The sequence below is a fragment of the Patescibacteria group bacterium genome, from assembly GCA_041661625.1.
Lineage (GTDB): Bacteria > Patescibacteriota > Patescibacteriia > JAHIZJ01 > JAHIZJ01 > JBAZUB01.
In genome coordinates this window covers 230,795-248,138 of sequence record JBAZUB010000001.1, presented here as the reverse complement: position 1 = coordinate 248,138, position 17,344 = coordinate 230,795, and the positions used below count along the sequence as shown (strand labels likewise).

The 17,344-nt window shown below is 48.2% G+C and carries 18 protein-coding genes and 3 tRNA genes; 17 read left to right on the top strand and 4 right to left on the bottom strand.

The genetic code is table 11. From position 1 onward, the window contains the following. Nucleotides 1–19: 19 nt before the first annotated feature. From WC734_01305 to WC734_01270, 8 genes are all read left to right on the top strand, one after another. Nucleotides 20–436 (top strand): NUDIX hydrolase, encoded by a 417-nt coding sequence (locus WC734_01305; protein MFA6197777.1) that lies wholly within the window; start codon nucleotides 20–22, stop codon nucleotides 434–436. A gap of 201 nt (nucleotides 437–637) precedes the next feature. Continuing rightward, nucleotides 638–1,369: a hypothetical protein gene (locus tag WC734_01300; GenBank protein MFA6197776.1), complete on the top strand. Its 732-nt coding sequence runs from the start codon at nucleotides 638–640 to the stop codon at nucleotides 1,367–1,369. A 443-nt stretch (nucleotides 1,370–1,812) separates the two neighbouring features. Further along, the gene (locus WC734_01295) at nucleotides 1,813–2,307 is read left to right on the top strand and encodes a hypothetical protein (protein MFA6197775.1); all 495 of its coding nucleotides are present in this window, start codon (nucleotides 1,813–1,815) and stop codon (nucleotides 2,305–2,307) included. 676 nt (nucleotides 2,308–2,983) lie between these two features. Beyond that, entirely contained in the window at nucleotides 2,984–4,588 is a 1,605-nt protein-coding gene (murJ, locus tag WC734_01290; GenBank protein MFA6197774.1) for a murein biosynthesis integral membrane protein MurJ, read from the top strand. Beyond that, entirely contained in the window at nucleotides 4,585–6,387 is a 1,803-nt protein-coding gene (gene lepA / locus WC734_01285) for a translation elongation factor 4 (protein ID MFA6197773.1), read from the top strand. The genes murJ and lepA overlap by 4 nt, the downstream gene beginning before the upstream one ends. Before the next feature lie 123 nt (nucleotides 6,388–6,510). Beyond that, nucleotides 6,511–7,131 (top strand): PH domain-containing protein, encoded by a 621-nt coding sequence (locus WC734_01280; GenBank protein ID MFA6197772.1) that lies wholly within the window; start codon nucleotides 6,511–6,513, stop codon nucleotides 7,129–7,131. A 48-nt stretch (nucleotides 7,132–7,179) separates the two neighbouring features. Continuing rightward, nucleotides 7,180–7,593, top strand: coding sequence for a septum formation initiator family protein (locus tag WC734_01275; protein ID MFA6197771.1), 414 nt, complete (start codon nucleotides 7,180–7,182; stop codon nucleotides 7,591–7,593). 108 nt (nucleotides 7,594–7,701) lie between these two features. Continuing rightward, a complete protein-coding gene (locus tag WC734_01270) occupies nucleotides 7,702–8,937 on the top strand; it encodes a peptidylprolyl isomerase (protein MFA6197770.1) in 1,236 nt (411 codons plus the stop codon). A 165-nt stretch (nucleotides 8,938–9,102) separates the two neighbouring features. Here WC734_01270 and WC734_01265 read toward each other — a convergent pair. After that, a tRNA-Thr gene (locus WC734_01265) sits at nucleotides 9,103–9,178 on the bottom strand. A 267-nt stretch (nucleotides 9,179–9,445) separates the two neighbouring features. Here WC734_01265 and WC734_01260 point away from each other — a divergent pair. After that, nucleotides 9,446–10,228 carry an alpha/beta fold hydrolase gene (locus tag WC734_01260; GenBank protein MFA6197769.1) on the top strand — a complete coding sequence of 261 codons (783 nt, stop codon included), beginning with the start codon at nucleotides 9,446–9,448 and terminating at the stop codon, nucleotides 10,226–10,228. A gap of 149 nt (nucleotides 10,229–10,377) precedes the next feature. Here the strand turns inward: WC734_01260 and WC734_01255 are convergent. After that, nucleotides 10,378–10,448 (bottom strand) — tRNA-Gly (locus WC734_01255). An 89-nt stretch (nucleotides 10,449–10,537) separates the two neighbouring features. On the opposite strand from WC734_01255, the gene WC734_01250 reads away from it, so the two are divergent. The 5 genes from WC734_01250 (at nucleotide 10,538) to WC734_01230 (ending at nucleotide 14,534) form a co-directional block, all read left to right on the top strand. Then, nucleotides 10,538–11,722 carry a septal ring lytic transglycosylase RlpA family protein gene (locus WC734_01250; protein MFA6197768.1) on the top strand — a complete coding sequence of 395 codons (1,185 nt, stop codon included), beginning with the start codon at nucleotides 10,538–10,540 and terminating at the stop codon, nucleotides 11,720–11,722. Nucleotides 11,723–11,730: 8 nt separating this feature from the next. Beyond that, nucleotides 11,731–12,411, top strand: a complete 681-nt coding sequence (ftsE, locus tag WC734_01245) for a cell division ATP-binding protein FtsE (protein MFA6197767.1) — start codon at nucleotides 11,731–11,733, stop codon at nucleotides 12,409–12,411. 6 nt (nucleotides 12,412–12,417) lie between these two features. Beyond that, nucleotides 12,418–13,329, top strand: a complete 912-nt coding sequence (locus tag WC734_01240) for a permease-like cell division protein FtsX (GenBank protein MFA6197766.1) — start codon at nucleotides 12,418–12,420, stop codon at nucleotides 13,327–13,329. 367 nt (nucleotides 13,330–13,696) lie between these two features. After that, nucleotides 13,697–13,767: transfer RNA gene (locus tag WC734_01235), tRNA-Gln, on the top strand. Between the two features lie 158 nt (nucleotides 13,768–13,925). After that, nucleotides 13,926–14,534: a Gmad2 immunoglobulin-like domain-containing protein gene (locus WC734_01230; protein ID MFA6197765.1), complete on the top strand. Its 609-nt coding sequence runs from the start codon at nucleotides 13,926–13,928 to the stop codon at nucleotides 14,532–14,534. A 256-nt stretch (nucleotides 14,535–14,790) separates the two neighbouring features. Here WC734_01230 and WC734_01225 read toward each other — a convergent pair whose 3' ends face one another. Further along, nucleotides 14,791–15,255: a vitamin K epoxide reductase family protein gene (locus WC734_01225; protein ID MFA6197764.1), complete on the bottom strand. Its 465-nt coding sequence runs from the start codon at nucleotides 15,253–15,255 to the stop codon at nucleotides 14,791–14,793. A gap of 56 nt (nucleotides 15,256–15,311) precedes the next feature. On the opposite strand from WC734_01225, the gene WC734_01220 reads away from it, so the two are divergent. The 3 genes from WC734_01220 (at nucleotide 15,312) to WC734_01210 (ending at nucleotide 16,943) form a co-directional block, all read left to right on the top strand. Beyond that, nucleotides 15,312–15,869 carry a hypothetical protein gene (locus WC734_01220; GenBank protein MFA6197763.1) on the top strand — a complete coding sequence of 186 codons (558 nt, stop codon included), beginning with the start codon at nucleotides 15,312–15,314 and terminating at the stop codon, nucleotides 15,867–15,869. A gap of 85 nt (nucleotides 15,870–15,954) precedes the next feature. Beyond that, complete coding sequence (locus tag WC734_01215; protein ID MFA6197762.1) at nucleotides 15,955–16,401, top strand: hypothetical protein; 447 nt, start codon at nucleotides 15,955–15,957, stop codon at nucleotides 16,399–16,401. Between the two features lie 80 nt (nucleotides 16,402–16,481). After that, nucleotides 16,482–16,943 (top strand): hypothetical protein, encoded by a 462-nt coding sequence (locus WC734_01210; protein MFA6197761.1) that lies wholly within the window; start codon nucleotides 16,482–16,484, stop codon nucleotides 16,941–16,943. A gap of 50 nt (nucleotides 16,944–16,993) precedes the next feature. Here the strand turns inward: WC734_01210 and rplT are convergent, their stop codons facing one another. After that, on the bottom strand, nucleotides 16,994–17,335 hold the full coding sequence (gene rplT / locus WC734_01205; protein MFA6197760.1) for a 50S ribosomal protein L20: 342 nt from the start codon (nucleotides 17,333–17,335) through the stop codon (nucleotides 16,994–16,996). Nucleotides 17,336–17,344: the final 9 nt, after the last annotated feature.

Sequence of the window (17,344 nt, the reverse complement as noted above, 5' to 3'; positions counted from 1 at the left end):
TCACGGGAAGTAATTAATAATGAAACAAGTTGTCGCTGGTTTAATGTCACGAATGGATGAGAGTGGTCACCGGCAATTTCTCTTAGTGAACGCCAAGAAAGATTTTGGTAAATATACTGGTTGTTGGTATCCACCGGGCGGACATGTAGAGGAGGGAGAAGATGAAAAAGAGGCGTTAATTCGGGAGATAAAGGAAGAGCTGAATTTGCAAATAGAGCCGGTGAAAAAACTTGCTGAATCACCCGGTGACGTACCGAATCAGATCACACATTGGTGGGCGTGTAATCTAATTTCACAAGAAATGATAATCGACGATGATGAGATTGGCGGAGCCGGGTGGTTTACAGAGGCGGAGCTAAAAGGCATGCCACTCTGGCCAGCTACGAAGGCGTTTTTTGAGAAACATATTTTTTCATCCAAGGACAATAGTAAATAATAAGTGAGCCGTTTCTTGTTGTAAACAATAATATGCATTAAACTTAGGGTCGGGGTTGACTCTGTCGGTCGCGACCGACAGAGTTGACAACGCTCGTTTTTTGATATATCCTGTTCCAGCGTGTCACGGTAACGTCCGGGTAATAACAACCCGGAGATCGGTGGGGGGATTCGACCTGGCAATGTCCAGGAGGAGGATCGGATGAAGTTCCGCAGTTGGTTGATCGCAGGGATGCTGGTCGTGGCAGTAACGATGGGTTGTGCCGGACAGAAAGCCGGCATGGCGAACGATCCGGACCCGGGCGAGATGACGCTCAACGCGGACTGTATTGTGGACGCATTCGACGTGCTTTCTATCGTCGATCGTCCGATTGTGTTCCTGGAAGTGTCGAGTCAGTGCTGGTCACAAAAGGACCTGGTGGCGGAACTGCGCCGGGATTTCGCAGTGTGTCTAAGCCGGATAGACTCGACGGCCACTGCACCGGAATACCGCGATGATTCAGAGGTGTTCATCGCACCCTGTTTGGGACCGGAGGTGGCCACCGTCTATCAGGGAGAACGCTCCGATTCGGTCTTCGCGGAAACCATGATGGCGCGATATGTCAAGCCGACCGGGGACACTCCAGGGTGGTGGTTCGATCCGTGTCGAACCGACTGGTCGTTGGAGAATTGCCAACTGGCATGCCCAGCCGGCCAAGTGAGTTACTACCGGTTGGACATGAGCCAGAGGTTGTTCTTTCGCTTCTGGCAGCGTACGGGTGGCTATCCCAGTCTCATCGAGGTGAATGGAATCACCAAGCATGACAGGGGTTGTTCTGGAAACTACCACGTAACACAGTGGGAACTCCGTTCCGTGAAGACATACATCATAGCATTCGATGACGGTTCGGATGACGCCGAGGAGGACTCGGTCAAGCCATCGATACAGATCTGATCAAGCGTAGGCTTCAAAGCGGGTAATTACGTGGAGAGGCCTTTTCTTTTTTTAAGTAGACGTAAGCGAGGATGGCTATCCTTGCCTACGGATGAATATGGGGTTGACCCAGTACCAGAATCGGTACTGGGTTGACAAATCCCGCAAATACTGTATAATGCCAAATTCACTATAGTACATAAACAGGCAATAAAAAGGCAGATTTAACCTGATTGTCAGCCGTTCTCTTGAGTCGCTCAATGGCGGGCTGCCAAGCAGGGTCGAAAAGAAAACGAACCTGTGCCGCGGTACTCGGCGCGTTTGTGCCGAGTGGTTCATTCCCAATGGATGCTCCAGGGCGAAGATCGTTCCGGCGTCCAACAGATGGGAGGCTTCCGGTGTTTCGACTAATCAGACACAGTCGGAACGAACCCTTGTGGGTTCTCTTTACCAGTGTAGCACTGGTGCTCATCACATTACCGAGCTACGTCGTTTGGGCGAAAGTGACGAAGAGCTGGCCGTCGTGGAAAGAGGCCCTGATACAAGTCGATCCGCATCTAATAGTGGGTCTGCTTACGGCTTTCGCGGTGTTCGTTGTTGTTGATCGGATCGTCGAGTACTGGTTGCGCCGAGCGTTCAAGGCTCAGTTCAGTTGGATATGGAGACTGGTGACCGGCAGCAACCGGCTGAAGCGTACCATCACGCAAGATGATGTGGATATTGTTCTCGGGGCGCTGGCTAAACGTTTCAAGTGGGTCTCCGACGAACAACACCGTATCGACGCCATAGCCAAGGCGTCACCCCACGACAGCTGGTGTCAGGCAGACAAACGAAGTATCGACTATGAGGTGGGGGTGCTACTGAAGAAATTCAGGCGAGCTTACTGGCTGGCGCGGCTGTATGGCTTCACAGTCAAGAAGAGCTGGAAGAACTATCTCCCGCCAGCACAACCGGCGTAAGCTACGCCACGCAACCGCCCGGGTCGAGTCGGACATCGACGACTTGACCCGGGCCTACTTCTATCAATTATTCATTCAGATATAATTCAGCATTACACGCATGAAAAAGTTGTATAGTATCATACAATATGTCCACTGCCGGTTCTTGACGCGTCCGGGTAACAGCGGTATGCTGTCGGTTGCCGGTCGAATTGGCTGGTATATTCTGAAGAGAAATCTGAGGGCTTGGGTTTAACAAATCGCTCTTTTTATCAAACCAAAGTCTTCAGGTTTTTTTCCAGAATCCTCCCACCTTTTTTACGTCGAACACAAATTTAACTAATGCGTCAGCCGTTAGGCGGATTCGCTCGACGGCGTTTTGGTATTCGTAGAACACAAATGAAAAGGTGGGAGGACAACCGCTTGCTGCGTAAAAATTAGTTTTGGCCTATAATAAATGAACCGATAAAATTATCCACCCGCTGGTCCGTATGTTTCTGCCGAATTGGGGGAAGGATGGGATCTAGCCGTCGCCGTGGCCGCCTCGCCTAAGTCAGATTGACTGGGCAAAGCTCTCTTCTCAGGTTGTCACGAGGCGGTTCGTATTATACCCGATCTTCTCTCTCAATCCGGCGGTAACCCGCGGATCAGTTTTTTTGTTAAATCAGGCGAAAAGTGGTATAATAGACCACATCATATGCTGAAAAATCTGTTAAACAAGCTACAGGCATCTATTCTCGGCGGAGCGATTATTATCGGAGCGGCTTCGATTGCCAGCCGTTTGATCGGTCTAGTTCGCGACCGGCTGCTGGCATCGACGTTTGGGGCTGGCGATGTACTGGATACCTACTACGCGGCTTTCCGGCTGCCGGACTTTATTTTCAACATATTAGTATTGGGAGCGTTATCATCGTCGTTTATCCCGATATTTTTACAATACTGGCACGGCCCGGATAGCGACCGCCGTGCCGAAGCCTGGCGGATCACTAACACGGTGTTGAATTTGCTACTGGTCACGCTGGTAGGTTTTTCCATCGTGGCATTTCTGCTGGCTCCGTGGCTGATGCATTGGCTAGTGCCCGGATTCAGTGCGGAAAAAAGAGAAGCCACCACGCTGTTGACTCGGATTATGTTAGGCAGCATAATCTTTTTTGGCGTCAGCAATGTTTTGAGCGGATTGTTAAATTCATTCCGGCGCTTTTTGGCTTTTTCACTGGCGCCGATTATGTACAATGTCGGAATAATATTCGGCATCTATGTGCTGGTACCGCGCTGGGGAACGGCTGGTTTGGCCATTGGTGTCGTGCTGGGCGCGGCCACGCACATGCTGGTTCAATTGCCCACGGCCTGGCGGCTGGGCTGGCGGTATTGTTGGCACATTGATTTTAATCATCCGGGAGTCAAGAAAATTTGGCGTCTGATGATACCGCGCACGCTGGGCTTGGCGGTGGTGCAGATCAATCAGATGATCACAAACGTGATCGCGTCCACCCTGGCTGTCGGCAGCGTGGCCGTGTTCAATCTGGCCAATAACTTGCAGAGTTTTCCAATCAATGTTTTTGGGGTGTCGCTGGCGGTTTCGGCCTTTCCGGTATTTAGCCGGGCGTTTGCCGAACAGGACACGGTGGGTTTTGTCGGGCATTTCTCCGAGTCATTTCGCCGCATACTGTATTTAATTATCCCGGCTTCAATTGCCATACTGCTGTTACGCGCTCAGATTGTGCGACTGATCTTAGGTACGGGAAATTTTAATTGGACTGATACCGTATTAACGGCTCAAACGCTTGGCATATTTGCCGTGTCATTATTCTCCGAAAGCCTGATACCGCTGATGGCGCGGTCTTTTTACGCCTTTCAAGACACCAAAACGCCGGTCATAATCAGCGGTATCGCGGTTGCTTTGAATGTTAGCTTAGGTTTTTGGCTCAGTCGTTCCTTCGGCATTGTCGGCCTGGTGTCGGGATTCGCGATCGCTAGTATATTAAATATGATGCTGCTATTGGCAACGTTGCGGGTTAGATTTGGTGATTTGGACGATTTCAAGATTATCCGTTCTACCATAAAAATTATCATCGGTTCGATCGTATTGGGCGTAGTGGTTCAAGTCATGAAATACGCCATAGCTCCGATGGTGGACATGCACACATTCTTTGGTGTATTGATTCAAACGGTTGTCGCTCTAGCGGCGGGGGGTTTAGCGTATCTTTTGATAACCATGGCGATGAAGTCAGATGAAATTGGTTTGATGGCTGGTTGGATCGATCGGGCAAAAAGATTGTTTCGTAATCCCATCCAATCGTGACTAATACCCAGGACATAAGAAACTTTTGCGTGATCGCCCATATTGATCATGGCAAGTCAACATTAGCTGACCGGCTGTTAGAATTTACCCACACGGTTCCCAAGCGTCAGATGAAAGATCAGCTGCTCGATCAAATGGATCTCGAACGGGAACGTGGCATAACAATCAAGCTCCAGCCGGTCCAGATGAAATATACCAATCACGCTGGCCGGATTTTTACCTACAATCTGATAGATACACCGGGTCACGCTGATTTCTCCTATGAAGTTTCACGGACGCTGGCTGCCGTCGAGGGTGCCGTGTTGCTGGTTGACGCGACCCAGGGCATCGAGGCGCAAACATTATCCCATCTTTACCTGGCCATGCAGGAAGAATTGGCCATCATACCGGTGATCAATAAAATAGATTTACCCAACTCCGACGTACCAAAAGTCACGGCCGAAATAACGAAACTACTGGGTGTCAAACCTGAAGAAATCCTAACGGTATCTGGCAAAACTGGTCAAAACGTGGACGCGCTCCTTGACGCGATCTGGCGTCGGGTGCCGCCACCGGAGTTCCGTGAGGGACGGCCATTTCGGGGCTTGATATTCGACTCGAAGTTTGACGACTATCGCGGCGTCGTGGCCTACGTCCGTTGCGTTGATGGCCGCCTCACCACCGGCCAGCCGCTGCGGTTAATCGGCTCGAAGAGCGAAGCCGATACGCTTGAGGTAGGATGTTTCACCCCCAAACTGGAAGCTCGTCCGAGCATTGAGACTGGTCAAATCGGATATATCGTCACTGGTTTAAAAGAAGTGGCCGAATGCCGGGTGGGCGATACCATCGTATTATCCAAGATGCCATACCCGGAACGCCTGCCGGGCTATCAGGACGTAAAACCGATGGTATTTGCCGGCCTGTACGCCCGAGAGGGCAATGATTATCCCAAACTACGGGACGCAGTCGACAAGCTTAAATTAAATGACGCGGCTTTTACTTTTGAACCGGAAAACTTTCCCGCCTTAGGTTTTGGCTTTCGGGCGGGATTCTTGGGTTTGTTACATCTGGAGATAGTCCAGGAACGACTGCGGCGCGAATATAACCTTGATCTCGTCGTGACCGCACCGGGCGTGGCTTACCGGGTAACGCGGCGTGGACAAAAGCAATCCCGTATCATACACAGCCCCCAAGAGCTGCCGAAACCGGAGGAGATCGAAATGATTGAAGAACCGTGGCTGACTCTCGATATTGTCAGCCCATCGTCCTATATCGGCGCAATTATGCAATTGGTACAGGAAGGGCACGGTGTGTATAAGGACATGGAGTACCTGGATGCTGAGCGGGTAATAATACATAATGATATCCCGTTGTCTAGCGTCATCGTGGATTTTTATGATAGACTAAAAAGCGTCACCAGAGGGTATGCCTCAATGAATTACGAGTATCGGGACTATCATAAAGCTGATTTGGTTAAGCTTGATATCCTGCTGGCGGAATCAAATGTCGAGCCCCTGGCAACCATAGTTCGGCGCGACGAAGCCTATCATATCGGACGTCGCGTGGTTGAAAATCTGAAAACACTATTAACCAGGCAGATGTTCGAGGTAAAGATACAGGCCGCTATTTCTGGCAAAATAATCGCCTCGGCCAGATTGTCAGCGATGCGCAAAGATGTCACGGCCAAACTTTATGGCGGTGATGTCACCCGAAAACGCAAATTGCTCGAGAAGCAAAAGAAGGGCAAAAAACGCATGATGGCTATGGGGCAGGTTGAGCTGCCGACGGAAGCCTATCTCAGTCTCTTGCGGCGAAAGTGATCATTATCTGAAGATCGGAGCGATCGTGAAAAACACCATCGCGGCGACACCGAGTATCGTGATGACCAGCCAAAGCCTCTGAACTTTACGACGATTCTTTTTGATTAACATTATAGTAGGATTATGTTCGAGAGTAATTTTACAAGAAATCTTAAAGAAGGGGAAGAGCTGATCGAAATTGTCCGGCGATTTTACATTAGCTACCTATGGCAAGCCCTGGTAGCTCTAATTTTTATTCTGTTGCCTTTTTTCTTGATATTTCCACTTTTTCGTTGGGGTTGGCCTGGAATAATAATGTTCTTTACCCTGTTAATATTTGGAATAATATTTGGCATTCGTCAGACCTTGATTTATTTCCTCAATGCTCTGGTTATCACCGATCAGCGGATTATTGACTTTGATCAACGGGGCTTGTTTAATCGGGTGGTATCAGAGGCTACCTATGAAAAAATACAGGATGTTAGCTTTAGTATAAAAGGTGTATGGCAAACCCTGTATCATTATGGCGATCTCCAGATTCAAACCGCCGGCAATCATATTACTTTAGAAATATGCGATATCGCCAACCCGCAAAGAGTCCAGGACCGAATCGTCGATTTACAAAGCCAGGTTCCCGAACCAGCCGCTGAGAACCTATCGGCGGCAGAGCTTCTAGATATGGTAACCAAAATAAAGAAGGGGATCGGCGAGGACACCTTTAACCGACTGGCTCACACTGGACGATCCACACCCAAACGCAGCTAGATACCGGTCTGATTGTCAAAACACAGGCCAAGTGGTATAATAATTTCGATGAAAAAAAGCCCATCAGCCGGTATATTACGGCGATTACTAAATTCAAAGGTGCTGATAATCGTGGAATTAAGCGTGGTGGTGTTTTTTTCCGTCGCTGTAGTCAAGGAAATCATCCGACGCTGGGAGATAAACCATGAGATTAAGGACTTACAGACACAGATCAACGCCGCTAAAGGCAAAAGCACCGAACTATCGGGTTTGATAGATTATTTTCAGTCGGATTACTATCGCGAAAAAGAGGCGCGACTGAAGCTGGGCCTGCAAAAAGAGGGTGAGCAGGCGGTAACAATTCCGGGGATGCAGAATACGGCCACCGCAATGGTAGCGACATATTCAGACACTACTACACACCAAGAGACCGTATCGATACCGACCAAATGGTGGAACTACTTTTTCAAAAAAACAAACTAATATCATCAATGCGATCATTTTATGCCCCGAATTAAAGCATCCAAGACACTTAGCAAAAAGGGAGTAGTTCCGTCAATATCCAGAATTAACCCAGTTAAAAATAAATTAATGACAAAAACGCCAACGTCCAAGGAGCAGGAAATACCGTCGGCTGGAATTTCTGGGTTGAATCCAGAGGAGAAAGTGGCGGCTCGAAAAGAGATTCTTGATATTATAAAAGAAGCCAACGTGCCAAATAACCGGCCAACAAAAAAACTCGAGCCAAAGATTCTAAAAAAGCCAATAATAACACCTAAAACAACGGCCATGAAAATGGATCCAATTCGCAAAATGACTAGCGAGCAGCCACACATCATCGAACAGCCAAATGTGGCGTCGGCGCCAAAACCACCCAAGCAGCCAAATACAAGTCCGAGGCGTAGCCTGGGCTACGTTGGTCTGGCGCTTTTGGTTATTATCGTCTTAGGGCTGGGTGTGGCCGCCTATGGTTTTTATAGACTAGATTGGAGCAATCAGATATCGGTGCGAGTGGCTAAGGCGGTTTCATTGCCAGCCGTTATCGTCAACAATAAGCTGGTATCATACAAGAATTACGATCACGATGTCAGCGCACTGAAACAATACTACGAGAAGCAAAAGGCGGCTCAACCGGCGGCGGTATCCATGCCATCCGATCAAGAATTGAAGACAATTATTCTAGATAAGTTAGTACAGGACGAAGTGCTGAGCCAAAAAGCCAAAGAAATGAGCATTAGCATCACGGATCAGGAGGTTGATAATGAGATGCAAAATGTTATTACTGATGCCGGCGGTGAAGAGTTATTAAAGCAGTCATTAAGCGATCTCTATGGCTGGGGAGTGCAGGATTTCAAAACCACCGTTCTTAAGCCGTATTTATTACGGCAAAAAATCCAGACAAAACTAAACAGCGATGACGGCTTACCGGCCAATATAGATGCGAAAAAACGGATTGAAGATGTATTGGCATTAGCCAGAGATCCCAATAATAAATTTGAAGATCTGGCCAATAAGTACAACGAAGATATCGCATCGCCCAATGGCGGTGATCTGGGATACTTGGCAAAGCAGGACGTAGTAGCAGAATTCGCTGATGCTGCTTTTGCCCTAGAGCCAGGACAGATCAGCAATGTGGTCAGATCACAATACGGCTTCCATATTATCAAACTGGAAGAAAAACTGACCAGCACCGGCAAAGAAAGCACAACTATACCGGCGGGTGTGGAGACGGTCCACGTGCGTCATATATTGATCAAGACGCAAGATATCGATAGCTGGCTAAAGGAAAAAGTCGACGATTCAAAAGTCTATCGTCTATTAAAGTAGCAACAAAACTTCCAATTGTGCGGATTGGTGTAGAGGTATTCTGTTAAGTCTGGGATCGGTCATACGCTAACGAAAACCGCCATCCATGGAGCCACCTGCCCCGCTCTTGTCCTGATATTGGCTAACTTATACCATATACGTCAGCCGTAAGGCGCCTGCCATCCATGGAGCCACCTGTCGGGTTCGAACCGACGACCTACGGTTTACGATACCGTCGCTCTACCAACTGAGCTAAGGTGGCCGGCATGGTGGGCAGGTCTTGCCGGTGCTGGCCTAGTCTTACGACATCGGCCAGCCCGTCTCAGCCGTCGCGAGTGAAGCAGTTCACTCGCTTCCGCCTTCGGCGGAACGGCTTCGACCCAACTGAGCCCCGATGCCCCGCTCAGCGGGGATCGGGATCCCGATTTCCGCATTGGCGGAACATCGGGACTACTTCGGCATATAATGCCTATATAGATTATCTGTTTACGGTGAGCTTGTAAAGTCCAGGATGCTCAAGGAAGTGCCTATGCAAAGTGAAGATTATCGCCACTCGTTTGAATACGGCCCAACCGATGCTCCAGAGTCTGCCCTGTTGGTACATGGTCTGACCGGCAGCACTTATGACGTCTCTGGTTTGGGGGAGCACTTGGCTAGCCTCGGGTATCGGGTTCGGGGCGTGCTTTTGCCCGGACACGGGACTAAACCATCTGATTTAAACAAGGTTGGCCGAAGCGATTGGCTTAACGCGGTCGAAGATCAGTGGAGCGGAATGGCCGGCGTAAAACACTTCGTTGGGTTATCGCTGGGCGGCATTATCGGTGCGTATTTGACTGCCACTAAAAAAATAGCACCCAACACGCTGACAATAATTAGCGCCCCGGTTTATTATCCTAAATCGTGGATGCATCGCTGGGTGATACCGTGGTTATACGCCGTTAAAAAATATTCGAAAAAATATTGGATTAAACCGGAGCAATTTGAGTGGTATAGTCAGAGGGGGAAATATGTAGTGATACCATTACGCGGCTCATTGGAGGCATATCATTTAGCTGAGGAGACCCGGCCGGTACTTGGTCGGATATCAGCACCCACTTTGATCGTTCATTCGCGTCACGACCCGGTAGTTGCGGCCAGAAGTGTTGATGCGATGTCGAAAAAAATAGTTCACAGCCAAATTTGTTGGTCGGATGAGCCAGAACACAGACTGCTGGGCAGCGAACGCAGTCAGGCACTATATCAGCGTATTGCGGAGTTTGTTAAATCAAACGGTGACCGTACGGGGGTGCACAGCGTCTTGGAGCGACGCTAAGCGTAGCCAGCTCCACGCTCAGCATGGAGCGGGTAACCCCGCGACCAATACTCGAAGACTCGTTTGGTGCGGGGAAGGCGGGAATCTCATCTGGAGCGGGATACGAGAATCGGACTCGCGTCTCTGGCTTGCCTGCCCGCCATTGCCACAGCGGGTGAGGAGAATCGAACTCCCGTATCTAGCTTGGGAAGCTAGCATACTACCACTGTATTACACCCGCTCGGGCGATGGCAGGCGGGGGAAGCCAGCGTACTACCATTGTACTAATCCCGCTAATTAGAAATTAACTTCGAGAATTTGAACTTACCTATGCAAACTGCGACCATTATAACGTCAACCAAACTAATTCGTCAATTTATTGTTGGCGCATTTATGGTTATTGGAATTTCCGTTATCATCAGGCCGGTCCAAGCCGCCGAAATTGTTCAGCAAGTATATTTGGATCAACCAACAATAACCAAAGGTTATACGGTGGTTACTCCAGACACAAATCTACGGGTGGGAATAGTGTCAGGTGTGGTGATGGAGCCGGTTACGGTTACTGTAAAGAGTATTACTCAAGAAGAAATTGTACCGCCAGAAGGTTTTACCCTAGTTAGCCACGTTTATGAATACGATTTGATTGGCCAAACTAACCCGCTGATTCTTTCAAAGCCATACCGATTAGCGATGAAATACACCTCGGACAATCGTCGAGAGAAAAGCCTATACTATTGGAATAAATTAACAGCCGCTTGGGTAAAATTGCCCAGTCAAACGAATTGGGAAGCCAACGAGGTGCGCGCTGCCAGCCCGCTGCCTTACTCGTTGATAGCGGTATTTGAAGCCCAGGCCAGCGTCCGCCAGCCTTTAATACTATCCGTGTCTTCGACGTCTGATGTAACGGCAGCCTTCGATGATGGCAGCGCCAAAGCCGTGCTGCCCAAAGGCGCCGTTGTAAACACAGCCGTACTAACATTGAAAGATTCTGACGTGTCACCAATCCAAAATGGCTTGCGTTTGGTGTCGCCTTCCTATATATTTGATATAACTGGTACGACACAAACCAAACTAAACCAACTGCTGACGCTGACGATAAAGTACGACACGGACACTATCTATCGGCGCAATATTTATTACTGGGATCGCAATGCCAACAGCTGGCGATTGCTGCCCAGCACAGTTGATTACGATGCTCACACCGTGACTGCACGCACAACACTGAAATACGCCCTGGTAGGCGTGCTGGAAACCGACGAGCCAGTCGTACAGGAGGGCAAAGCTACGTGGTATCCAAGTAAAAAGTACCCCCACGGTGCTGCAAGTAATGTTTTCCCGTATAACACAAGATTAAAGGTAACTAATTTGGATAATAACAAATCTACCGTTGTCACAGTAAAGTCAACAGGCGCTTTCAAACTACCGTGTGTAATCGATTTAGTTAAAACAGCATTTAGTGAGGTTGCTAACACGGGGCAGGGTATAATTCATAGGGTCCGGGTTGAAAAAATCTAAAACTACGAATGATTCAGTTCAAAAACGTCAGTAAAATATACAAACCCAACACGGTAGCGCTGAAAAACCTCAACCTGCATATTCGGCCGGGCGAGTTTGTGTCCATTGTCGGGCAGTCCGGTACCGGCAAGACCACCATGATGAAGATGATCATTGCCGAAGAGAAGCCGACCAAGGGTAAAATCATCGTGGGCGGCTGGGATATTACGAATATCAGCGCGTCAGAAGTGCCGATATTGCGCCGGCAGATTGGGGTCGTGTTTCAGGATTTCAAATTGTTACTGAAGAAAACCGTCTATGAAAACATCGCCTTTGCGCTCGAAGTAGCTGGCGCATCACACGATAAAATCGCCAGTATCGTGCCTCAGGCTCTGAAAATCGTTAATCTGGAAGACAAAGCCGATCGTTTTCCCAAGCAGCTGTCCGGTGGCGAGCAACAGCGGGTGGTAATCGCCCGGGCGTTGGTGCATCGGCCCAAGATAATTATAGCCGACGAGCCGACCGGTAATCTTGACACAATTAATGTCCAAGAAATTATCGACCTGCTGGTCAAGATTAATAAGTTCGGCACGACGGTTGTCTTAGTCACGCATAACCGGGACATTGTCAATTCACTGCGTCAGCGCGTGATCACGCTCGACCAGGGGCAAGTAATATCCGACCAAGATAAAGGCAAGTATCTACTTTAACATACCATGATATCATTTATCCGCGCGTTAAAATTTGCCCTGCAAAGCTTCTATCGCAACATATGGCTGTCGGTCGCGACGGTATTGATTTTAGTGCTGACGCTTTTTTCGGTAAGCTTGGTCGGGATGATTAACGTGATTGGCAATCGAGCCGTCGCCTCAATCAAGGATAAGGTCGACGTGAGCGTCTATTTCCAGCCCGAGGTGCCTGAAAGCACGGTGCAGTCGGTTCAGGCCAAGCTCCAGGCGGTTAATGGCGTTCGGGATGTGGAATATATCAACCGGGACGAAGCTCAGCGGCGCTTCCTGGAAAAGTATCAGAATGATCCGGTCATCCAAGAGACCCTGAAAATATTAGAAGACAATCCATTTGGAGCAACGCTGGTCATCCGGGCGAATGATTTTAACGACTATCCGGTTATCATCTCGGCGTTATCAGATCCAGAGTATAAGGATTTGATCGAGAATCGTGATTTTCAGGACTACACCAGCATTATCAACCGGCTGGACCATATGACTGACCGGCTCTATCAGGTAGCCATGATCGTCACCATTATCTTCGTGATTATCGCCATTCTGGTGATATTCAATACGATTAGAATCACTATCTACACGCATCGCGAGGAGATTGGCATTATGCGCCTGGTGGGCGCCACCAATTGGTTCATTCGCGGACCATTTATTTTGGAAAGCGTTCTCTACGCGATCATTTCTACGGTGGTGTCGCTGCTAATATTTTACCCTTTCCTGCGTTATATCACGCCACAGGTATCGTCATTCTTCGAAGGATATAATATGAATCTGACTGCATACTTCTCCCAGTATATGTTGGACATTGTCGGGCTGCAGTTGATTGTGGCTTTGATTTTGTCAGTCGGCTCATCGATGATCGCCATCAGCCGGCATCTGAAGGTGTGATAACGCTTGACACAATACGGACTACTATGAGATTGCTTCTCTCGAAGACTCGCTCGCAATGACGAAAGAATACAGGAAACGCCAAACCCAGCCGTCATTTGTAGAGACGTTGGTAGCAATAACACCCCCAAACAAAGGAAACCTTCCCACCAGTTAAGGAAGAGCATCCCTCGTCATTGCGAGAAATGAGTTATCGAATGACGAAGCAATCCCATTGTTGTAGCGACCCTTGCGCAATCCATTGCCGAGGGGTTGAAAATAATAATAAATACTGTTAGGATAGGGGAGCTTTATGGGCTCTTCTTTTGTATCTATTCCGGGGTCGTCACGCCGAAAAGGCAGGGATAAATGTGTTCGTCATTCGTGCTCGGGGATCGTCTAATGGTAGGACATAGGCCTTTGAAGCCTAGTATCCAGGTTCGAGTCCTGGTCCCCGAGCACGGTTGAGGAAAAGGATATTTATGCCGGGGTTCTCCCGCCTCGATGGCGGGATCCCGCCCGCCTATCGATTATTTAATATTAAGTGACGGGAGAATCCTTGCCCCGGAGCCAAAATAAGCATTTTCAAAAAAAAGACGTAGTGATATATTAAAAATATGCCCAACCCAACATCACGAAAATTAAATTGGCCCACCATTATCCTAGTAATCATTGCGATTGCAGCCGGACTGGCGATCGGGTATTTTCAATGGCACCAGCCTGACAACGCCGATATTGCGGCGTTGGACCCCAATGCTAACGGCAACCATAATACCAATGGAAACGCCAACAATACCAACAGCTTGTCAAACGTCAATGTAAACGGTAATGATAACGCAAATCAAAACACCAACACGGCTGGAAATACTAACACCGGTAATGCCACCGAACTGTCTGATTTAATACAGCTCGATTCACCCAGAGCGAATCGTGTAATCAACAGTCCAATAAGTGGCAATGGGCAAGCGCGAGGTAGCTGGTTTTTCGAAGCCAGTTTTCCCGTGCGGCTGGAAGATGCCAATGGCCGTGTTATCGCTCAAACTCAGGCGCAAGCTGACGGTGACTGGATGACCAGTGAATTCGTTCCGTTTACGTTCTCTCTCACTGCCCAATTGACTTATAATCAGACATATTGGCTAGTGTTGGAACGGGACAACCCGTCGGGACAGGCCAACACTACCCAGGCATTACGCGTGCCAGTCCGCAGTGGCGCTGGAATTCGCTAAGGTTGGTTGAAATACTACTACAAATACTATTAAGGATGTTTTTGCGTAACATTTTGTTGAATTTGCCGTTATAGCATTGTTTGATGTGCCAGTGTATTTGATTCAGTATCGTAAGCAAATGTGAATAATTCGGCTAGTTATAGTTCTTTGCATTGAGCATTTCCCTCGCTGGTGCTTGTGAGCGCTGGTATAGTGGAAACACGAAGCGGCCGGGTAATTGTCCCGACCTCTTTGTCGTAACTTGAAAGTTCTTCGACTAGATCGGCGTGGAAGACGGCGGCGTGTTTTGAACCGCGGGTAAATTTGTCTTGGCAGTCAGGCCAAAAATAGACGCAATCAGCGCCACGGCGTAGAAGAAGAAGCCATAAACGCAGGCTGGCAAACCATTGACAGTTGTATCGATAATCCAGAGCTCATAGATTGACAGACTAAGCGAAAATAACGTGCCAATTAATGCTACAACGAAGACACTCTTTAACCAGCCTAGTTTACTTGATTTCGCCAGTCCAATCAGGGATAATATAGCGGTGATCAGAAACATGAAGAAGCCATAGACGCAGGTCGGCTGGCCAAAAATCTTGACGGCCTTGGCTCCCCCGCAGCTGATAAAGGCATGTTCGCAGCCGGACCCCCAGATATTGTAATAACTCAGGTAACCGGAAAATATCACCCCACCGAGGCCAAAAACTAACGTAACTTTGAGCGCGGTCGATAGCTTCATACGGATATTTTAATGTTTATTAAGCTGTGGATATTATATCACTTTAGCCGACAATAGTGAATGATACAGAGCTGCGTGAAGTTATTGAGATGTCTAATACCCATACTATGCTCACCGAAGGGCAGCAGAAATATCTGGCTTCATTACCAGATAATATGCAAATGACAGTAAAACCTTGGAATCCCGAAGCTCTTGATATTGCGAACTCTATTATTTCCAGAATCCATACGGCTGTTCCAGAGCTGGAAATTAAATTGCTCGGCTCTGTTCCATTGAAAATTGCTGGCCAAGAAGACATTGACATCAGCGTCTTTTGCGTAAAGTCAGATCAAGAAAAGCACGTACCCGCTTTTACAAGTTTATTTGGCGAACCGTCACACCGAACCAACGTCGCATTGGGTTGGGATTTCCAACAAGACGGATATTCGGTTAGCGTGTGGTTAACGGATCCGTCAGCTGAGACCACCAGACAACAAGTTAAAATATTCGATTTATTAAAAGATAATCCAATTTTACTCAACGAATACGAGCATATCAAACTCGACGCAAAAGACTTACCATATAAAGAATATCAACAAAGAAAATATGAATTTTATAATCGAGTATTAGACTAAACTATCCAGTAGCAACGATAACTTAACGCAACGGCGTCTATGTGTCACTCGTTAGACAATTATACAAGTTAACTATTACACCACCATGCCAATAGCAAGTGATTATAGATGTAACAAATGCAGCTTTAATATTCCCGAGACTTGGGGCGGATACATGTATGTTATTGATGAAAGCAATAAAAGAGTGCCGTGCAGTCACCCCGGAGAAAGCTATACTGTTGCAGAAGTGCTAAAGATCGACGAAGAACTACTGGGCATTTGCACTCAGTGGGAGGGTGGTTATACTGCTAGCGTATCAAACACGGTTTCTGAGGAACAAGCTAGAAGCATTATAGGCAAGATAGGATACAACTCGGATTATATATGCTTAAACTGTTCACATCGGTTTTATATTGATACTAAAAAAGATAAGAAATTGTGTCCTCAGTGTAAATCTGATGGCATTGAAGCTATACTAGATATGGCTGGAAAAACATGTCCAAAGTGTAAAGACGGTACAATAGATAAATTTGAGGAAGACGCCATAAGCTGATAAAGAACGTTTCGACGCAAAACAAGCCTTGAGCTTAGCGTGACAGCGTATAGATGTAAACGTTATAATCAGATAAGCATATGCCCTACCAGTCAAAAATCATATTCGGGATGATGGGAGCGATTATCGTGACGACGCTATTCGTTATTTCTACGCACTATGTGGTGCCTGCCTGGCGGGTGGCCAGTCACGCAATTGGTGCCACCATGAGCCTGGTGGAATCGAATAACGAAGACCCCACGACCAACGGCATCACCAGTGTGGGGTTGGGTGAATCGGTTAAGGTGCGGGGTACCGATATAACGCTGACCAATGAGTCGGTGGCCGCGCAGGAGCTCAGCCAGCCGTTTGACGCGCTGAATATTGTCACATTGCATGCCACGCGCGGAGATCAATCGGAGACGCTAAGATTATCCCGCTCCCAGCCGTCTGGGTATGCCGACCAGCCAACTGTGGTTTGGAACGGTTTCAAGTTTACCTTGATAAACGCCAGTCCGCTCGGAGCGCAATCGGCCGTGGTCCAGGTGCAAGCTCAAAGCTAATACCAAAAGCGCTCCCGGAGTTGGGAGCAGCTTTGTGGTAAAAAGAAGGTTTATTGCACTGACTTGACCAGCGCGTTGAATACCGCCGGATAGTCGTTGGCTATATTGGCCAGAACTTTGCGATCCAGGATAATCTTCTTCTTACTCAACGCGCCCATCAAGCGGGAATAAGAGACGCCCTGGGTGCGAGCCGCGGCGCCGATCCGGACTTGCTGCAGGCCGCGCCGATCGCGTTTCTTTTTGCGCCGATCGCGATGCGCGTGGACACCGGATTTAGTGACGGCGATCTTGGCTTGTTTGATCTTGTTCTTTCGGCCCCACTTGAAACCCTTAGCCTGCTTCAGCAAGTTACGGCGCCGTTTGACATGTGTAGTTCCACGTTTGACTCTCATGGGTGATGA